The sequence below is a fragment of the Haloactinopolyspora alba genome (assembly GCF_003014555.1).
In the GTDB taxonomy this organism is placed as follows: domain Bacteria; phylum Actinomycetota; class Actinomycetes; order Jiangellales; family Jiangellaceae; genus Haloactinopolyspora; species Haloactinopolyspora alba.
This window is the reverse complement of the sequence record NZ_PYGE01000001.1, coordinates 26,206-44,387: the sequence shown is the minus strand read 5'-3', so window position 1 is coordinate 44,387 and position 18,182 is coordinate 26,206. Positions and strand designations below refer to the sequence as shown.

General features: G+C 69.4%; 13 protein-coding genes. 4 read left to right on the top strand and 9 right to left on the bottom strand.

Features of this window, described 5'->3' with window-relative positions; translation table 11 throughout:
* Nucleotides 1-105 precede the first annotated feature (105 nt).
* Entirely contained in the window at nt 106-3,768 is a 3,663-nt protein-coding gene (locus CLV30_RS00190) for a CARDB domain-containing protein (RefSeq protein WP_106535182.1), read from the top strand.
* A gap of 25 nt (nt 3,769-3,793) precedes the next feature.
* Here CLV30_RS00190 and CLV30_RS00185 read toward each other — a convergent pair whose 3' ends face one another.
* The 3 genes from CLV30_RS00185 to CLV30_RS00180 all read right to left on the bottom strand — a co-directional run bounded on the left by CLV30_RS00185 (nt 3,794) and on the right by CLV30_RS00180 (nt 5,351).
* The gene (locus CLV30_RS00185; RefSeq protein WP_106535181.1) at nt 3,794-4,105 is read right to left on the bottom strand and encodes a TraR/DksA family transcriptional regulator; all 312 of its coding nucleotides are present in this window, start codon (nt 4,103-4,105) and stop codon (nt 3,794-3,796) included.
* Between the two features lie 83 nt (nt 4,106-4,188).
* The gene (locus tag CLV30_RS26155; protein ID WP_165358378.1) at nt 4,189-4,353 is read right to left on the bottom strand and encodes a hypothetical protein; all 165 of its coding nucleotides are present in this window, start codon (nt 4,351-4,353) and stop codon (nt 4,189-4,191) included.
* 143 nt (nt 4,354-4,496) lie between these two features.
* Nucleotides 4,497-5,351, bottom strand: a complete 855-nt coding sequence (locus CLV30_RS00180; RefSeq protein WP_205740327.1) for a LysR family transcriptional regulator — start codon at nt 5,349-5,351, stop codon at nt 4,497-4,499.
* A gap of 69 nt (nt 5,352-5,420) precedes the next feature.
* On the opposite strand from CLV30_RS00180, the gene CLV30_RS00175 reads away from it, so the two are divergent.
* Entirely contained in the window at nt 5,421-6,170 is a 750-nt protein-coding gene (locus tag CLV30_RS00175) for an SDR family oxidoreductase (protein ID WP_106535180.1), read from the top strand.
* Between the two features lie 40 nt (nt 6,171-6,210).
* Here the strand turns inward: CLV30_RS00175 and CLV30_RS00170 are convergent, their stop codons facing one another.
* The 6 genes from CLV30_RS00170 to CLV30_RS00145 all read right to left on the bottom strand — a co-directional run bounded on the left by CLV30_RS00170 (nt 6,211) and on the right by CLV30_RS00145 (nt 15,693).
* Nucleotides 6,211-7,527, bottom strand: a complete 1,317-nt coding sequence (locus CLV30_RS00170; protein ID WP_106535179.1) for a sulfatase-like hydrolase/transferase — start codon at nt 7,525-7,527, stop codon at nt 6,211-6,213.
* Nucleotides 7,524-9,374: a glycoside hydrolase family 2 protein gene (locus CLV30_RS00165; protein ID WP_106535178.1), complete on the bottom strand. Its 1,851-nt coding sequence runs from the start codon at nt 9,372-9,374 to the stop codon at nt 7,524-7,526. The genes CLV30_RS00170 and CLV30_RS00165 overlap by 4 nt, the downstream gene beginning before the upstream one ends.
* Before the next feature lie 108 nt (nt 9,375-9,482).
* A complete protein-coding gene (locus CLV30_RS00160; RefSeq protein WP_165358419.1) occupies nt 9,483-12,449 on the bottom strand; it encodes an alpha-mannosidase in 2,967 nt (988 codons plus the stop codon).
* 108 nt (nt 12,450-12,557) lie between these two features.
* Nucleotides 12,558-13,367, bottom strand: coding sequence for a carbohydrate ABC transporter permease (locus CLV30_RS00155; protein WP_205740325.1), 810 nt, complete (start codon nt 13,365-13,367; stop codon nt 12,558-12,560).
* Nucleotides 13,368-13,438: 71 nt separating this feature from the next.
* Nucleotides 13,439-14,293, bottom strand: a complete 855-nt coding sequence (locus CLV30_RS00150; RefSeq protein ID WP_106535175.1) for a carbohydrate ABC transporter permease — start codon at nt 14,291-14,293, stop codon at nt 13,439-13,441.
* A gap of 56 nt (nt 14,294-14,349) precedes the next feature.
* Nucleotides 14,350-15,693 carry an ABC transporter substrate-binding protein gene (locus CLV30_RS00145; RefSeq protein WP_106535174.1) on the bottom strand — a complete coding sequence of 448 codons (1,344 nt, stop codon included), beginning with the start codon at nt 15,691-15,693 and terminating at the stop codon, nt 14,350-14,352.
* Between the two features lie 275 nt (nt 15,694-15,968).
* Here CLV30_RS00145 and CLV30_RS00140 point away from each other — a divergent pair, with 275 nt between their 5' ends.
* Nucleotides 15,969-17,189: an ROK family transcriptional regulator gene (locus CLV30_RS00140; RefSeq protein ID WP_106535173.1), complete on the top strand. Its 1,221-nt coding sequence runs from the start codon at nt 15,969-15,971 to the stop codon at nt 17,187-17,189.
* 167 nt (nt 17,190-17,356) lie between these two features.
* Nucleotides 17,357-18,109, top strand: a complete 753-nt coding sequence (locus CLV30_RS00135; RefSeq protein WP_106535172.1) for a DeoR/GlpR family DNA-binding transcription regulator — start codon at nt 17,357-17,359, stop codon at nt 18,107-18,109.
* Nucleotides 18,110-18,182 lie beyond the last annotated feature (73 nt).

Genomic DNA, 18,182 nt, shown 5'->3' with positions numbered 1-18,182 from the left:
CGAGCAGAAGTCGCACATTTGCTCGTGGCCGTCGAATTATTGCGCTCTTGTAGTGATGTGTTGCATCCTCGTCACTCGCTGCTTTCTCTACCGGGAGTAGGTGCCATGTATCGCACGCAGCTCTACCGGCGGCTGACGGCCGGCATCCCGTTCATCGCCCTGGTCCTCGCCGGGCTCACCACACCAGCCGCGTACGGGGACCCGCCCGGCGTCGCCGAACCCACCGCCACGTCCGCGGTCGCCCCGATGGCCTCCGAGGTGCCTCTGGACGGCACCGTCACCGCCAGCGGCTCGCTGCCCGGTTATCCCGTCGCCAACAGCGTGGACGGCGACCAGGCGAGCTACTGGGAGAGCACCAACGACGCGTTCCCGCAGTGGCTCCAGGTCGACCTGGGCGCAGCCCGTCCGGTACAGCGGGTCGTGCTCAAGCTCCCCGCCCACTGGGAAGCCCGCGACCAGACCGTCGCGGTCCGGGGCAGCACCGACGGCAGTTCGTTCACCGACCTCTCCGACGCCACCGGCCGCACGTTCAGCCCTGGCAGGGCCAACACGGTCAGCATCTCGTTCGACACGACCACCACCCGATACGTGCGGCTACGCGTCACCGCGAACACCGGGTGGCCGGCCGCGCAGATCTCCGAGCTGGAGGTGTACGGGCCGGATACCGGCGACACGCAGCCTCCGACCGCGCCCGCAGAGTTGACGCTCACCGAGCCGGCGGAAGGGCAGATCCGGCTCGAGTGGACGGCCTCGACCGACGACACCGGCGTCACGGACTACGTCGTCTACCGCAACAACACCGAGGTCGCGACGGTCGCCGGTGACGTGCTCACCTACACCGACAGTCAGCCGGGCACCGCAAGCGTGGAGTACTTCGTGCGCGCTCGGGACGCCGCGGGCAACGAGTCGCCCGACAGCAACCGGGTGACCCGCGGCGGCGACGGCCCCGGCACGAACCTGGCCGCGGGCAAGCCGGTCGACGCGTCGTCGTCGGTCTTCTCGTTCGTCGCCGGCAACGCCGTCGACGGCGATGCGACCAGCTACTGGGAATCCGCCGGCTTCGAGTCCACGCTGACCGCGCATCTCGGGGCCGACGCAGACCTCGACGCGGTCGTTGTCAAGCTCGACCCCGACCCGATATGGACGCCGCGCACCCAGACGTTCGAGATCCTCGGCCGCGCCCAGGGCTCGACCGAGTTCACGTCCCTGAAGGGCCCCGACACCTACGAGTTCGACCCCGTCACCCGGAACACCGTGACCATCCCGGTCACCGGCCAGGTCGCCGATGTACGGCTGCGCTTCACGGCCAACACCGGCGCTCCCGGAGCACAGGTCGCCGAGCTGCAGGTCATGGGGACCCCGGCGCCGAACCCGGACCTGACCGTCACCGACGTGACCTGGACGCCTGCGGAGCCGACCGAGGCGAGCCCGGTCACCGTGACCGCCACCGTGCGCAACGCCGGCACCGCGGACGCGGACCCGGCCACGGTGAACGTGACCGTCGACGGCGCCGTCGCCGGGAACGCCGAGATCGGTGCCCTGGCCGCCGGCGACTCCGCCACCGTGCCGGTCGACGTCGACGCGCGGCCGGCGGGTAGCTACACCGTCGCGGCGGTGGCCGACCCGGACGACACGCTCGCCGAGCTGGACGAGGGCAACAACGGCCACACCGCTGCCGATCCGCTGGTGATCGCCCGGGCGCCCGGCCCGGACCTGGAGATCATCGACATCGCGCACAGCCCGCAGAACCCGGCCGTGGGCGACCCGGTCACGTTCACCGTGACCGTGCACAACCGCGGGACGTCCACCGCCGCGGCCGCGGTGACCCGGCTGGTGGTCGACGGCACGACGCTCGACACGGACACCGCGGCGGTCGAAGCCGGCGCCACGACGACCGTGCCGATCAGCGGCAGCTGGACGGCGACCCGGGGTGACGCCACGATCACCGCGACCGCCGACGCCACCGATGCCGTCACCGAGCCCAACGAGGGCAACAACGAGCTCGCCCTGCCGATCGTCGTCGGGCGCGGCGCGGCGGTGCCGTACGTGGAGTACGAGGCCGAGGCGGCGAGCTACGACGGCACGCTGCTCACGGCCGACCCACAGCGCACGTTCGGGCACACCAACGTCGCCACCGAGTCGTCCGGACGGCAGTCGGTGCGGCTGAACGACACCGGGCAGTACGTCGAGTTCACGTCGACCAACCGGACCAACTCGATCGTGGTGCGCAACTCGATCCCCGACGCGCCGAACGGCGGCGGCATCGAGGCGACGATCAGTCTCTACGTGAACGGGGAGTTCGAGCGCAAGCTCACGTTGTCGTCGAAGCACAGCTGGCTCTACGGCGACTGCGACGGTCCGGAGTGCCTGACGAACACACCGCAGGCCGACGCCCGCCGCCTGTTCGACGAGTCGCACGCGCTGCTCGGCGAGTCGTACCCGGCCGGGACCACGTTCCGGCTCCAGCGGGACGGGGACGACACCGCGTCGTACTACGTGATCGACCTGATCGATCTGGAGCAGGTCGCGCCACCGAAGAGCAAGCCGGCGGAGTGCACCTCGATCACCGAGTACGGCGCGATACCGGGCGACGGGGTCGACGACGCGGCCGCGATCCAGCGTGCGGTCACCGACGACCAGAACGGCGTCATCTCCTGCGTGTGGATCCCGGAGGGGCGGTGGCGGCAGGAGAGCAAGATCCTCACCGACGATCCGCAGGACCGCGGCCCGTACAACCAGGTCGGGATCCGCGACGTCACCGTCCGCGGCGCCGGCATGTGGCACTCGCAGCTGTACTCACTGATCCAGCCCCAGAACGCGGACGGCATCAACCACCCGCACGAGGGCAACTTCGGCTTCGACATCGACCACAACACCCGGATCTCCGACATCGCGATCTTCGGCTCCGGTCGCATCCGCGGCGGCGGGGGCGCGGAGGGCGGCGTCGCCCTCAACGGCCGGTTCGGCACCGGCACGAAGATCACCAACGTGTGGATCGAGCACGCCAACGTCGGCGTGTGGGTCGGCCGGGACTACAGCAACATCCCGGAACTGTGGGGCCCGGCCGACGGGGTCGAGTTCAGCGGCATGCGGATCCGCAACACCTACGCCGACGGGATCAACTTCACCAACGGCACCCGCAACTCGCGCGTGTTCAACTCGTCTTTCCGCACGACCGGGGACGACTCGCTGGCCGTGTGGGCCAGCCGGTACGTGAAAGATCCCGCGGTCGACATCGCGCACGACAACCACTTCGTCAACAACACGATCCAGCTCCCGTGGCGGGCCAACGGCATCGCGATCTACGGCGGCCACGACAACACGATCGAGAACAACCTGGTGTACGACACGATGAACTACCCGGGGATCATGCTGGCGACCGACCACGACCCGCTGCCGTTCTCCGGGCGGACATTGATCGCCAACAACGCGCTGTACCGGTGCGGCGGGGCGTTCTGGAACGAGCAGCAGGAGTTCGGCGCGCTGACCCTGTTCGCGGCCGGAGGTGACATCACCGGCGTCACGATCCGCGACACCGAGATCCACGACTCGACCTACGACGGCATCCAGTTCAAGTCCGGCGGCGGTGCGACACCGGACGTGCGGATCGCCGACGTGCGGATCGACAAGTCGAACAATGGCGCCGGCATCCTCGCCCATGGCGGCGCCCGCGGCAGCGCCACCCTGACGAACGTGGAGATCACCGACTCGGCCACCGGCGACATCGTGATCGAACCCGGCTCGAGCTTCGTGATCGACGGCGGTTAGCCCCGGCCGATCGGCACCGTGCCGGTCATCGGCTCGCGCAGCCGACGCAGAGCCTGGTCCACGGCCGCAGTTCGAGGCGTTCGGAGGGGATGGCGGTGTCGCATCGTGCGCAGTGGCCGAACGTGCCGTCGGCCAGCCGTGCCTGGGCAGCCTCGACCTCGGTGAGGATGCGCGTGACGCTGGCGCGGTGCGCGGCGGCGGTGGCGTCGCGGTCGGTGTCCGGCAACGCGCCGAGTTGGCTTCGTCGGCTGGTCGCGGCCTCGGTCAGGGCATCCTCGATGCGGCGCCTGACGTCCGCGGGGATCGTGGTGTACGAGTTGCTGGTGTGAGTGTTCAAGGTCGGTCCTCAAGCGTGCCGAAGGGCGCGTCCGGTTCACCGGCGCGCTGGATTTCACGCGCGATGGACGCGCGGTGGCAGGATCAGGACCAGGCGGGCGGCGCGCGGTCGACGCTGCGGCGCAGGACGTCCAAGCCGCGGACACCGCGGGCGTTCTCGGCCAGATCGAGAGCCAGCAGGGCCGGGCCCGACAACACGTGGGCGGGCTCGGCCGTAGCCGTCAACGCCGCTGCCCACCCCTCGACCATGCTCGCACCATAGCAACGAACCTGGTGCCCGGCCACATGTCAGGTGTCCGTGCAGCTCTGGCCGCCGACGGCGGAACTGCGCCAGCATTGTGGAGTTGCTGGGGTGCGCACCCCAGCAATCCCACGTCGCTACTGCGATCGCGCTACACCGCTGGTGCGGTAGCGGCGGCCTCCGTGCTCGCCCGGACGAACGCGGCGACCGCGCGCGAGTGCGTCCGTTCGGGCCATGCCAGCAGGACCGAGCTGCTCGGCGCGTCGAGCACCGGCACGCACACCACGTCGGAGCGCGCGTGGCGCCGCACTGATTCCGGGACCACGGCGACGACCCTGCCCAGGGCGACCAGCTGCATCAGCTGCCCGATGTCACGCACTTCCGGTCCGGTGGCTTGCACCGGATCGTCGCCGGGAAAGCGCGGGAACGTCTCGCTGTCGAGGTCGGCCAGCGCCAGGGCGGTGTGCTCGGCCAGCCGGTGCCCCCGCGCGAGCACCGCCACCTGGTTCAGGGTCAGCAGCGCCTCGGTGTCGAACCCGGTGAGGTCGTCGTGAGGGGCGTGCAGGAGCGCCAGGTCGACGCGCCCGTCGCGCAGCATCCGCGACTGCTCGCCGGCCCCGCACACCTCGACATGGACGTCGACCGCATCCGGATCCTGCCGGTACGCCGGCAGGATCCGTTCCAGGAGGCCGGCGTCTCCCTCGGGCTTCATCGCCACCTTCAGCCGCGGCACGTCCTGTCCGGCCCGTTGCGCCCGCCGCTGTGCCGCGGTGACCGCGTCGAGCGCCTTGTGGCACTCGGCGAGAAAGACCGTGCCGGCCGGTGTCAGGCTCACCGCACGGCTCGTGCGCTCGAGCAGAGTGACCTCCATCCGCCGTTCGAGCCGCTGGATGGCGCGGGACAGCGGCGGCTGTGCGATGCCGAGCCGCTCGGCCGCGCGGCCGAAGTGCAGCTCTTCGGCGACGGCGACGAAGTACACGAGCTCCCGCGTCTCCAAGGCATCCATACCTACAGGGTATCGGTAGGGACGGCATCGGTGTTGGTCGGCAGGGGCACGCCGTGGAGTCTTCGAAGCATGAACGACACCACGATCACCCTGGTCACTGGCGCCAACAAGGGCATCGGCCGCGAGATCGCCGGCCAGCTCGCCGCCCTCGGGCACACCGTCGTGATCGGCGCCCGCAGCGCCGAGAACGGCGAGAAGACCGCCGCGGAGCTACGCGCCACCGGCGCCGACGTCGCCCCCGTCGTGCTCGACGTCACCGACCCGGCCTCCGTGGCGGCAGCCGCCGACACGGTCGAGGCCCGGTACGGCAGGCTCGACGGGCTGGTCAACAATGCCGCCATCGCCATGCCACCCGGTACCGATCAGGCCAGCCAGCTGCCTCGCTCCATCGACCTCGACACCATCCGCACCGTCTTCGACACCAACGTCTTCGGCGTCATCACCGTCACCAGCGCCGTGCTGCCCCTGCTTCGCCGCTCGCCCGCTCCGCGCATCGTCAACGTGTCCAGCAGGGGCGGCTCCCTGAGCTTCCAGGCCGACCAGGAGACCTGGGGCGGCGACCAGCCACCGATCAACGCCGGCTACTCGCCGTCCAAGTCCGCCCTGACGGCACTGACGCTCCAGTACGCCAGGGACCTGCAACCCGACGGCTTCCTGGTCAACGCGGTCTGCCCCGGATTCGTGGCAACCGACCTGAACGGGCACGCCGGGCACCGCACGCCCGCCGAGGGCGCCGCGGCCGCCGTGCGGATGGCGACACTTCCCGCCGACGGCCCCACCGGCACCTTCAGCGACGACGACGGCCCGGTGCCCTGGTGAGGGCTCGAACGGCATCCGACTCGCCCCACTGACGCCGGCGTCAGACGGCGTCGGCGGCCCAGCGCTCGTGCCGACGACGGAACTCCGCCAGTTCGCGGTCGAGCTCGTCGGCGAGGTCGGGGAAGTGTTCCGAGACGTCGGTCTCCTCGGCAGGATCCTCGACGACATCGAAGAGTGCGTGTTCGAGCACGTAGGGCGGGACCATTCCTTCGCGAGCGTGCCGGACGCGTTTGAACCGTCCTCGACGTACCGCCCACTGGTCGTCGTGGGTCCAGAAGACCGAGCGCTCGTGAACGCCGGCATCGCCGTCCGCCTCGGTGCCGGGGGTGCGCCACTCGGCGAGCAGCGAGCGTCCGTCGACGCCGGTGAGCTCGGCGGGCCTCCCGTCGACGGCGTGGAGGACCGTCGGGAGCACGTCCATCATCGCGCCCACGCCCGAGCGGTCGACCCCGGCGGGCAACGCCGCGGGCCACGACGCGATCGTCGGCACGCGGATCCCGCCCTCGAACACCGAGCCCTTCGTGCCGCGGAGCCCGCCGGTCGAACCGCCGTCGTACGACACCTCCTCACCGTCGAGCCAGTTGCGGCTCTCCGCCGAGGGGCCGTTGTCGGAGGAGAAGATGACCAGCGTGTTCTCGCGCAGGCCGTGCTCGTCGAGGGTGCCGACGATCCGCCCGATCGCGTCGTCCATCGCGGCGACCATGGCCGCCATCGTCCGGCGGCCCTCGGGCAGGTGCGCGAACCGGTCCATGTACTCGGCGGGAGCGTGCATCGGATAGTGCGGCGCATTGAACGGGACGTAGCAGAAGAACGGCCGGCCGGCGTTGCGGGCGATGAACTCCGACGCCCGCTCGCCGATCACCGTCGTCAGGTACTCGCCGTTGAGCCACACCTCCTCGTCGCCGTCCCAGAGGTCGTGCACCGGGTTGTGATCGCCCCAGTAGTAGATGTGCGAGTAGTAGTCCACGCAGCCGGCGCGGAAGCCGAAGCTCTCGTCGAACCCGTGGTTCGTGGGGCTGAACTCGGCGGCCGCCCCGAGGTGCCACTTGCCGAAGATCCCGGTCCGGTAGCCGCGGTCACGTAGCTGTGTGGCCAGGGTCTCCTGCTGCGGCAGGCCGCGGGTGCGGCGCGTGCCGCCCAGGATGTTCTCGACGCCGGCGTGGGCGGGGTACTTCCCGGTCAGCAGCGATGCCCGCGACGGCGAGCACACCGGTGAGTTGGAGTACCAGTGCGGCAGCCGGACACCGGACGCGCCCAGGCGGTCGAGGGCGGGGGTCGCCAGATCGTCGGCCCCGAAGCATCCGACGTCGCCTCGTCCGAGGTCGTCGGCGTAGATGATGACGACGTTGGGCCTCATCGCGCTGGACGTGCTCCCTCCTGGGCGAGTTCTATCGCCGCCGGGCGTACCTGAGCGGCGCGGATCCTCGACAGGTCGAACTTGTCCGCACGATCGAAGCCGAAGACGCCGTTCTGCTCCTGGAACACGTCGGTCAGCTGGGTGTAGCAGTACCCGAACATGTGCGGATCGTCGAGCAGGGTGGCGACGAGTCCTTCGAACCGGGCGTAGAACTCGTCGAGGTCGCGCACCCGGTCGCCGTACCCCCAGGACTCGGTGGTCGACTGCGGGCGGCCGGCTTCGGCGGGGTTCCACCAGATGCCGCCGAACTCGCTGACGAAGAACGGCTGGCCCCGGTACGCGATCGACCACGACTCGCCGGTGGCGTCCGAGCGGTTCACGTACGGGTCGCCGTGCGCGAGGCCGGCATGGTTCGCCGCGAACACGCGGGGATCCTGCTCGTAGTCGTGGCTGTCGTAGACGTCCGACTCGGCGATTCGGTGCGCGTATCCGGACGTGTCCAGGACCGGGCGCGACGTGTCGAACGCCTTCGTGGCGAGGAACATCGACCGCATCACGTCGTCCAGGGCGGTGATGCGGTCGCCGTAGGCCTGCCAGGTCTCGTTCATCGGGCACCAGCCGACGATCGACGGGTGCGAGTAGTCGCGCTCGAGCACCTCCAGCCATTCCTGGACGTAGGCGGCGTCGGGCTGCTGGTTCGTCGTCATGCCCTCGCCGGTGTTGCATCCCCAGTCGCCGAACTCGCCCCAGACGAGGTAGCCCAGGCGGTCCGCGTGGTACAGGAAGCGCTCCTCGAACACCTTCTGGTGCAGGCGCGCCCCGTTGAAGCCCGCGGCGAGGGAGAGCTCGATGTCACGCACGAGGTCGGCGTCGCTGGGCGCGGTCATCAGCCCGTCCGGATAGTAGCCCTGGTCGAGGACGAGCCGCTGGAACACCACCTCGCCGTTGATCCGGATGCCTTTGCCGGTGATCGCGACGCTGCGCAGTCCCGCGTACGAGTCGATCCGGTCGACCGGGCGCCCGTCCGCGTCGAGCAGCTCGAAGCGCAGGTCGTAGAGGAACGGGTCGGTCGTCGACCACAGCCGCGTCCGCTCGGTCGGCAGCACGAGGCCGACCCGCGGGGCGAGATCGAGGTCGGCGCGGACCTCGGCGCTGGTCACTTCGCCCGCATCGTCGGAGACGACGACGCGCACCACACCGCCGGGCGGATTCGCCGAGAGCGGCACCTCGACGTCGAACGATCCCGCGGCGACGTTCGGCGTGACGCGCGGACGGCGGATCGCGACCGGCGGCACCGGCTCCATCCAGACCGTCTGCCAGATCCCGGTCGTGCGCCAGTACTTCGCCGCGTGCGGCGTGTACCGCTGCGCCTGCTTTCCCCGGGCCTGAGGTGCGTCGGGCTCGTCGCGGGCGCGGACCACCAGCGGCACCGGGGTTCCGGCGGGGGCGGCGTCGGTGATGTCCACGCTGAAGCTTGCGAACCCGCCCCGGTGCCTGCCGACCTCGGTGCCGTTCACCCACACGGTCGCGTCGTGGTCCACCGCCCCGAAATGCAGGATCACCCGGTCCCCGGCCCAGTCGTCCGGGACGGTGATCGTGCGCCGGTACCAGACGGCGCGCATGAAATCGAGGTCGCCGACCCCGGAGAGCGTGGCCTCGGGTGCGAACGGCACCAGGATCTTGCCCGAGAGCGGGGCGTCGCGCAGGCCGCGTTCGAGCCCGCTGTCGCCGCGGTCGATCTCGAAGTCCCAGCGGCCGTTGAGGTTCAGCCATCGGTCGCGCCGGAACTGCGGCCGCGGATACTCCGGGCGGGGTTCCTGCTCCGCGAACACGTCGTTGACGGACATGGGGTTCTTCCTTCCAGGGTCAGGCCGGTGCGCCTCGGGAGGCCGCTGCGCTCGTCGGGGTGCGGTGTCGCCGGGACGACGGGGTGTCGCCGGGACGACGCGAGTCCATCACGCCGCCGGGTCGCGGAACCGCAGCGTCAGCAACTCGAAGGGCCGCATCACCAGGTCGACCGCCGAACCGGGGGAGACGTCGCGGACCGCCTCGCTGTCCGACGGCCGCTCGAGCAGGTCGGTCGCGGTGACCTCGCTCCAGTCGAACGATGTCCGCACCGTCGCTCGGGAACGGTTGCCGTGTGCCTCGTAGAGCCGCACGACGAGGTCGCCGGAACGATCCTCGGCGAGCTTGACGCTCTCGACGACCACGGCCGGGTCCGACACCTGCACAAGCGGTTCCGTCGGCGTGCCCCGGGTGGTGCGCAGCGGCAGGTGCTGCGCGTATCCGTCGGCGATCGCGTCGGGGATGCCGCCCGGGCGGAGGCTGACCGTGAACGGGTGCCGCCCCTGGTCCGCGGCCGGGTCGGGATACCGGGGCGCGCGCAGCAGCGAGAGCCGTGCGGTGGTCATCGGCTTTCCGTCGGGCGCGTGGCCGTTGCGCACGTCGTGGCCGTACACCACGTCGTTGGCGACGGCGACGCCGTAGCCGGGCTCGCCGACGTGGATCCAGCGATGCGCGACGGTCTCGAACCGTGCCTCGTCCCAGGACGTGTTCTGGTGGATCGGGCGGTGGATGTGGCCGAACTGGATCTCCGACGTCGCCTTGTCCGCACGGACGTCGAGCGGGAACGCGAGCTTGAGCAGCTTCTGCGACTCGTGCCAGTCGACGTCGAAACCGTACTCGATCCGGCCGTCCACCAGCCGGATGGTCATGTCGATGCTCGTGCCGTCCCAGGCGTGCCGGACCAGCACCGAACCGTCCGCGATGTCGACGGAGACCGGGTCGAGCAGATCGCGACCGCTGCGCTTGTCCTCGTCGTTGATGTCCCACGCATCCCACTCGCGCGGTGTGTCGCGGAAGAGCTGGAGAACGCCGCCCGCGAGCCCGCGGGGCAGCAACTCGCGATCCGCGGCCCGGTCGACGACCGAGACCAGCGTGCCGCGCCGGTCGACCTCGGCATACAGCTGTTCGTCCTCGAGCACGATCCGGTCGCCGTGCCACCGCGGACGTGCGGCCGCCGGCGGGGTCGCGGGCGCGACGCCGAGGGCGGGGACTCCGGCCTGCGGGTACGGCCCGGCGTTCGCGGCAACCGGCGCGTCGCCGTCGCCGGCGACAGCGGCGAGGGAGGCGTCGATGAGCTCCGTCAACTCGGTGGCCACCCGCTCGTGGTCGCGTTCTGCCTCCTGATGCACCCAGGCGATCGACGTGCCCGGCAGGATGTCGTGGAACTGCTGCAGGAGCACGGTCCGCCACGCGCTCTCCAGCGCGTCGTACGGGTACGGCGTGCCGCGCAGCACGGCGGCGGTCGCCGCCCACAGCTCGGCCTCGCGCAGCAGCGCCTCACTGTGCCGGTTGCCGCGCTTGCCGCGCTGCTGCGACGTCAGCGTGCCGCGATGCAGCTCGAGGTACATCTCGCCGACCCACACCGGCGGCTCGGGCAGCTCGGCCTCGGCCGTGGCGAAGAAGCTCCGCGGATCACCGAGGCGCACCCGCGGCACGCCGTCGAGATCCTTCTTCCGCTCGGCGGCCGCGAGCATCTCGCGGGTGGGTCCTCCTCCGCCGTCGCCCCAGCCGAACAGCCCGAGAACGTGGCGTGCCGCCCCTTTCTGCCGGAACGAGCTCTCGGTGCGGGCGAGGTCGGAGGCCCCGAGGTCGGAGTTGTAGGTCTCGGCGGGCGGGAAATGCGTGAACACCCGTGAGCCGTCGATGCCCTCCCAGTGGAAGCTCGAGTGCGGCATCCGGTTGACCTCGTTCCACGACGGCTTCTGGGTGAGGAAGTACCGTGCCCCCGCCGCCCGCACGATCTGCGGGAGCGCCGCCGTGTAGCCGAACGAGTCGGGCAGCCAGGCCTCTTCGGTCTCGACGCCGAACTCCTCGAGGAAGAATCGCTTGCCGAGCACGAACTGCCGGGCCAGCGCCTCGCCGCCGGGCATGTTGGTGTCGGACTCCACCCACATCCCGCCCACCGGGCGGACGACGCCGTCGGCGACCGCCTTGCGGACGCGCTCGAACAGGTCGGGCCGGCTCTCCTTGAGCCACGCGTACTGCTGTGCCGAGGACGCCGCGAACACGAAGTCCGGATCACGGTCGGCCAGGTCGAGCACGTTCGCGAACGTCCGCGCCACCTTGCGGACCGTCTCGCGGACCGGCCACAGCCACGCGCAGTCGATGTGGGCGTGGCCCACCGCCGTCACGATCAGCGAGCTGTCGGCGGCGCCGCCGGCCAGAGCCGGAGCCAGCGCTTCACGTCCGAGCGCTGCGGTGCCGTGCACGTCGTCGGGGTCCATGACGTCGACCATGCGCTCCAGCGCATGCACGATCTCGGCGCGCCGCGACCCGTCGGGCGGGAGGACGTCGACCAGCCCGTCCAGGGTGCGAACGTCCTGCAGCAGCTCCCACACCACCGGGTCACGCCGCGAGACGGACAGCTCGGCGAGCCGGTACTGGAACGCGTCGCCCGCCGTCGCCTTGTCGCCGAGTGATGTCGGCTCGTACTCGTACGGCACCTGGACGATGGGGTTGGCGGCCGCCTCGATCAGCAGCCGGAACGGGCCCGGCCCGGGCAGCGGGGCCCAGGCGTTCAGCGGTTCGATCGCCTTGACGATGGTGCCGTCCGGTCGGTACACGGTTCCCTCCGCCTGGAAGCCGGGCTGATCACCCGTGAAGCCCAGATCGACCACGAGCTCCGTCTCGTCCGGCTCCCAGTCGGCCGGGACGTCGCCGCGCACGTCGAACCAGACCGTGTCCCATGGCCGGCCCCAAACCTCGCCGACCGAGAACGGCTCGAACCGCTGCGCCACGGCGTGCTCGAACGGCACCGGCTCACCACCGACCGTCCACGCGCGGATCTCGACCGGGCGCGAATCCCGGTACACCGCGGGACCGATACGGAACTTGGTGAATCGCCGTACCCGCAGCATCGTGAGCGCGGTCGCGTCGAGTTGCACCCGGCCGTTCGGATTGAAGTCGTCAACCAAGGATGTCATCTCCCACAGGGACTGGAATACACGCAGGATCGCTGCGAAGGGTCAGCCTTTGACCGCGCTGCCGATGCTGGCGCGGAACAGGTAGCGGCGTAGGAATCCGTAGAGGATCGCCGGTGGTGTCATGTAAATGACGGCGCTTGCGGCGAGCACGCCCCAATCCACCTGGTTGAACGCAGTGAAGGCGCGGAACAGCCCGATTGACAACGGGTAGAGATCCGGCGACTGCAACAGGACCAGGGGAGTGAGGAAGTCGCCCCACACCGCCATGAAGGCGATCAGAGCCGCTGCTCCGAGACCGGGTCCGACCAACGGGAAGACGATCTTGCGAATGGCGCCGAAGCGGGTGCTTCCGTCCATCCACGCGGCTTCCTCGAGCTCGAACGGTATCGCGTCGATCGCGCCCTTCAGCAGCCACAACGTCACGGGCAGCGCGGCGGCGGCCTCGACCAGGATCAGCCCCAGGTAACTGTTGTCGAGACTCATTTTGACCATCATCAGGTAGAGCGCCACGATCGTGGCCGGCGGCGGGATCACCCGGATGAGCAGGATCGAGAACATGAACGTTTTGCGGCCCCGGAAACGGATGCGCGACAGCGCGTAGGCACCGAAGATGCCGCACGCGAGGTTGAGCGCCGTCGCCGAGACCGAGATGAGGAGGCTGTTCGCGAGTAGCCGCGGGGTGTCCGCCTTCGTGAAGAACCGGACGAAGTTGTCGAGCGTGAACTCGGGCGACTGAACCGTGGGACCGGCCTGAGCGTCCACGGCGCTGAGCACCATCCACGCGAACGGCACCAGGCAGAACAACGCGAGTAGAACGATCAGGACGTACTGCATTGCCTGCCGGACCGCCATCACACGCGACATCCGGCGGTGTGGCTTTCGAACGGTTGCCGTGCTCTTCTCGAGTGTCGCTGCCGTTGCCATCAGACCTCCACCTTCGACAGCCGGACGTAGGTGAGGCCGAGCACCAGGAGTAACGCCAGAAGAATGACGGAGGCCGCACTGCCGAGGCCGATCTGCGAATACTGAAAGGCGTGCTGGTAAATGTAGATGGACGTCAACTGGGTGGCCGAGCCCGGACCGCCCTGGGTGAGGAAGTACACGAGGCCGAACACCCCGACCGTCGTGATGGTCGTCAGCAACAGGTAGAGGAACACCGGTCCGCGGATCAGCGGCAGCGTGACGTATCGGAAGACGCGCATGGCGCCGGCACCGTCCACCCGGGCGGCCTCGATGAGCTCGTCCGGGACGTCTTCCAACGCCGCCTGGAACATGATCATCGCGAGTGCGATGCCGCGCCAGATGTTGACGATGATGATCGAGAGCATCGGAGCTTCCTGCAGCGGTGCGGCCGATGCGCCGCCGAAGAGCCCGATCAGCCGGTTGAACGTGCCCTCGTCGCGTGGCGACAGCACGCTCGCCCAGGTCAGTGAGGCGACGACCTCGGGCACCACCATCGGCAGGAGGATCGCGGCGCCGAACAGTCCTTTCCCTCTGAGCCACTTCTTCCGCAGCAGTAGCGCCGCGGCCATCCCGAGAATGGTCTGCCCGATGATCGCGGAGAAGAACACGAACTGTGCCGTGTGTCCCAGCGAGCCGAGGAACTCGTCCGACGTGAGCAGGTTCTGGTAGTTGTCGAGCCCGACGAAGTCGGGATCTCGGGCGGCGAATCCGGTGAGCTGAGTGTTCGTGAAGCCGAGGTAGATGCCGTAAACGGCCGGGGCGATCACGAAGACGGCGATGAGCAGCACCGACGGCCCCAGCAGCAGTGGCAGCATGCCACGCTGCTGGAGGCGCCGGCGTGGCCGGACAACGGCCGGTACGTGCGCGAACGTCACTTCGCGACCAGGTTCTCACCGAGCAGCTCTGCTGCGTCCTGCGCGAACGCCGACGCGGCCTCGGCGCCGTCGGCCTTGCCGAGCAGGATGCTCTCGGTCGCGCTCTGCACGGCCTGGGAAACGCGGGTGTTGCCGTCACCCTCCGGCGCCACGATGCTGTCCTCGAGCTTCGCCTCCGCGTCGAGCAGGGTCGGCTGGCTCTTGTACGGCTCGACGTCCGAGATTCCCGGATGCGGCGCCGCCGCGCCGATGGCGGTGAGCTGCTCGGCTGCTGCCTTGTCCGAGCTCAGCCACTTGACGAGCTCGACAGCGGCGTCCGGGTTCTCGGTCTCGGCGTTGACGCCGTAGTTGTATCCGCCGCCACTGATCGAGTACGGCTCGCCGCCCGGCGTCAGGGCCGGGTAGTTCCACGTCGCGACCTTGTCCTTCACGTTCTTGATCGGCGCGGCCCCGTTGGGACCCCAGTCGTAGCGCCAGCCCCAGGTGCCCTGAGCGGCGACCGGAAGGGTGCCTTCCGGGAACTGCTTGTACTTCGTCGGTTCCCACGGGTTCGGGTTGAGCAGCGCCTGGGTCGGTAGGAGGCCGGCCTTGGTGAGCTCGGCGTACAGGTCGAACGTCGCCGACAGCCCGTCACTCTCCAGCGTCCACTTCCCGGCCTCTCGGTCGTAGAACGTGCTGTCCGTGCCGGCGACGATCGGCAGGAACCCCTCGGACCACGTTCCGGCACCCCACGCGGTGCCGGCCGGGATCACGATCGACGGCTTCCCCGTCTCGGCCGTGACCTTCTTCAGTCGGCCGATCAGCTCGTCCCAGGTCTGTGGCTGCGAGGTGTCGATGCCCATCTCCTCGAGGACGTCCTTGCGGTAGAAGAGGCTCTGCACGCTCGCCTCGTGGGGCAGCGAGTAGTAGTGACCGTCGACCTGCTCGGCCTTCTGCTTGACGGCCGAGTAGTACTTCTCCCACGTGGGCCACTCGTTCAGGTACTCGTCCAGCTGCAGCAGGTAGCCGGCGCCGGCGAAGCCGGTGACGTGGCTCCCGCCCATGTCGACGACGTCCGGCGCCGTGCCCGAGTGGAACTGCTGCGTGATCTTCGTCCGGAACTGGTCGTCGGTGAGCGGGTCGGTGACCAGCTCGACCTGGATGTCCTTGCCCTGCTCGGCCATGGCGCTCTCGAACCGGGGGATCAGCTTCTCGACGACGTCGGCACGGGCCTGCTGGTACTCGAGGAGCTTGATGGTCACGGGTCCGCTTGTTCCGTCGTCGCTGTCCGAGCACGCTGCGAGCATGCCGACCGCGAGTGCGGCGGCGGTCACGGCCGGGAAGACACGATTGCGCTGCATTGCGACACCTCTCTACACGCTTCCCCGTGGTGGTGATGACGGCGATATTTCTCAACTGGATGGGATAAAGATCGGACCATGCTAGGGAGGTTGGTGGCAACGGTCAACCCCTGGCATGATCGAACAGCGGTGGTCACACGGCGCTCTAGGGGAACCTTCCGGTTGCTCCGCTGTAACAGTGGTCGGTATATATTCATCTATCGACTAGATTAAAGAGGTCAGCGGCGCCGGCCGCCGCAACGGGTAGCTTCGATGCCGTGCAGGGAAGGAGTCGCATGCGGCGAGGCAGCAACCAACTCCGGCTGGCCGACTTCAACCAGGCCGTCGTGCTCGACGTGGTGCGCCGCTCACCGGGGGTGAGCCGAGCCGACCTGCAGCGCGAATCGGGGTTGAGCTCGCAGACGATATCGAACATCACCCGGCGTCTGATCGACGACAACCTGATCTGCGAGACTACCCCTGGCGAAACCACCCGCGGGCGGCCCAGCATCCCGCTGGTCATCGACCGCGACGGCGCGTTCTCCGTCGGGGTGCACATCGACCCGGCGCGGCTGACCACCGTACTGCTCGACCTCGACGGCGAGGTGCGGCTGCAACGCCAGCAGCGCACGCCGCAGGCGACCAACCCGCCGGAGGTCACGGCCCTCATCGCCGACTCCGTCGACGCGCTGATCACCGAAGCCGGCGTCGACCGCAACCGCGTGCTGGGGCTCGGCATCGCCGCGCCCGGGCCGCTGGACGTCCAGGCCGGCCTCATCCTCGACCCGCCGCAGCTGCCCAACTGGCGCAACGTCCAGTTGCGGTCGGACCTGCACGAGGCGACAGGGCTGCCGGTGCTTCTCGACAAGGACGTCACCGCGGCGGCCACCGCGGAGCTGCGCTCGTCGAAGGATTCGCCGAACGCGTTCGTCTTCCTCTATCTGGGCTCAGGGGTCGGCGCCTCCATGGTCATCGACAACCAGGTGTTCCGCGGGACGACGAACAACATCGGCGAGATCGGCGACATCATCGTCGACCCGGAGGCGGAGCAGCTCGAGTGGAGTGGCCGCCGCGGTGGCCTGGCCTCGGCGTGCGTGCCCGAGGCGCTCGTCCTTCAGGCGGCACACCTGGGACTGCTGCCGCTGCCGAACCTGAGTGACTACCTGGCCATCGACGACTCCTGCACGGCGCTGTGCGACCTGGCCGCGGCCGGGGACGGCGGCGCGACCCGGATCCTCGAACGTGCTGCCGGACGTGTCGCCGTGGGCCTCGGCGTGCTGGTGAACCTGCTGGACATGCCGCGTGTCGTCGTCGGCGGCCCGCTCTGGAACCGGCTGAGTACGGCGTTCCTGCCGGTCCTGCCCGAGCTGGTGGCGCAGGAGCTCGTCGTCGAGCGCGAGAACGTCGCCGTGGAAAGCTCCGCCGTGGGCGAGCAGGTGGCGGCACTCGGTGCCGCTGAGCTGGTCATGGACCACTTCCTGGCGCCGCGTGCTTCGGCGCTGATGGTGGGCCCCTGACGCCGTGTCGCCGCCATTCTGCGCGGACTGAGCACGAACTGCGCGAACACGGCCCACTGGTGAACTAATCGCGCAATACTCTTGACGCAATCGCGCATGCCTTCGTATGGTCTCCACCACCCAGACACCGATAGGGTTCGTGACCGACGACGTGAGGAGGCCGCCGAATGGACACCGCCGGGCGCCATGAGGTCATCCTCCGCGAGCTGCTGCACGGCAACGGCCACGTGCTCGAACTGAGCAAACGACTCGGTGTGTCCGCGTCGACGATCCGGCGCGATCTGAAGGTTCTGACCGACACCGGCCGGGTGACACGTACCTACGGCGGTGCCGTCATCGGCAACTCCGAGCCGACACTGCAGCAGAAGGACCAGAAGCACCCGGCGCAGAAGGAAGCCATCGCCCTGCTCGCCGCCACGCACGTCGAGGACGGTGAAACCCTCGTCCTCGACGCCGGCACCACGACCGGCCGGCTCGCGTGGCATCTGCGTCACCGCGAGGGCCTGCACGTCGTCACCAACGGCGTGAACGCCATCACGACGCTGCGCGAGAGCGACGCGGTCGACGTGACGGTGCTCGGCGGCGAGCTACGGCACAAGAGCCAGGCGCTGCAGGGGCCGATCGCCGAAGAGACGCTGCGGAGCCTGTCCGCGGACACGCTCTTCCTCGGCGCCGACGGCATCACCGCCGAGCACGGAGTGTCCAACCGCTATCCGGCGTTGAGCTCGCTCAAGCGGTTGATGGTCGAGCGAGCAGGCCGGGTCTACGTCCTCGCCGATCACTCGAAGATCGGTGCGAGTCCCTTTCATTACTGGACGCCACTCGAGCGTCCCTACACGGTGATCACCGACAGCGACGCCACGGCCGAGCAGCTCCGGCCGTTCCACGACTCCGATCTGGCCACCGTCCTCGTCGCCTGACGGCCACACCTCAACAAGCTTCCACGCCACGCCCTCGGGGCCGTGCGTGCTGATCCGTCGTACCCAGGAGTGC

Excerpts from the sequence above, each read along its gene's own strand:
- CLV30_RS00190 (WP_106535182.1), top strand. The coding sequence starts at position 106 with ATGTATCGCACGCAGCTCTACCGGCGGCTGACGGCCGGCATCCCGTTC.
- CLV30_RS26155 (WP_165358378.1), bottom strand. The coding sequence starts at position 4,353 with ATGGTCGAGGGGTGGGCAGCGGCGTTGACGGCTACGGCCGAGCCCGCC.
- CLV30_RS00180 (WP_205740327.1), bottom strand. The coding sequence starts at position 5,351 with ATGGATGCCTTGGAGACGCGGGAGCTCGTGTACTTCGTCGCCGTCGCC.
- CLV30_RS00175 (WP_106535180.1), top strand. The coding sequence starts at position 5,421 with ATGAACGACACCACGATCACCCTGGTCACTGGCGCCAACAAGGGCATC.
- CLV30_RS00170 (WP_106535179.1), bottom strand. The coding sequence starts at position 7,527 with ATGAGGCCCAACGTCGTCATCATCTACGCCGACGACCTCGGACGAGGC.
- CLV30_RS00165 (WP_106535178.1), bottom strand. The coding sequence starts at position 9,374 with ATGTCCGTCAACGACGTGTTCGCGGAGCAGGAACCCCGCCCGGAGTAT.
- CLV30_RS00160 (WP_165358419.1), bottom strand. The coding sequence starts at position 12,449 with ATGCTGCGGGTACGGCGATTCACCAAGTTCCGTATCGGTCCCGCGGTG.
- CLV30_RS00155 (WP_205740325.1), bottom strand. The coding sequence starts at position 13,367 with ATGGCGGTCCGGCAGGCAATGCAGTACGTCCTGATCGTTCTACTCGCG.
- CLV30_RS00150 (WP_106535175.1), bottom strand. The coding sequence starts at position 14,293 with ATGCTGCCACTGCTGCTGGGGCCGTCGGTGCTGCTCATCGCCGTCTTC.
- CLV30_RS00145 (WP_106535174.1), bottom strand. The coding sequence starts at position 15,693 with ATGCAGCGCAATCGTGTCTTCCCGGCCGTGACCGCCGCCGCACTCGCG.
- CLV30_RS00140 (WP_106535173.1), top strand. The coding sequence starts at position 15,969 with ATGCGGCGAGGCAGCAACCAACTCCGGCTGGCCGACTTCAACCAGGCC.
- CLV30_RS00135 (WP_106535172.1), top strand. The coding sequence starts at position 17,357 with ATGGACACCGCCGGGCGCCATGAGGTCATCCTCCGCGAGCTGCTGCAC.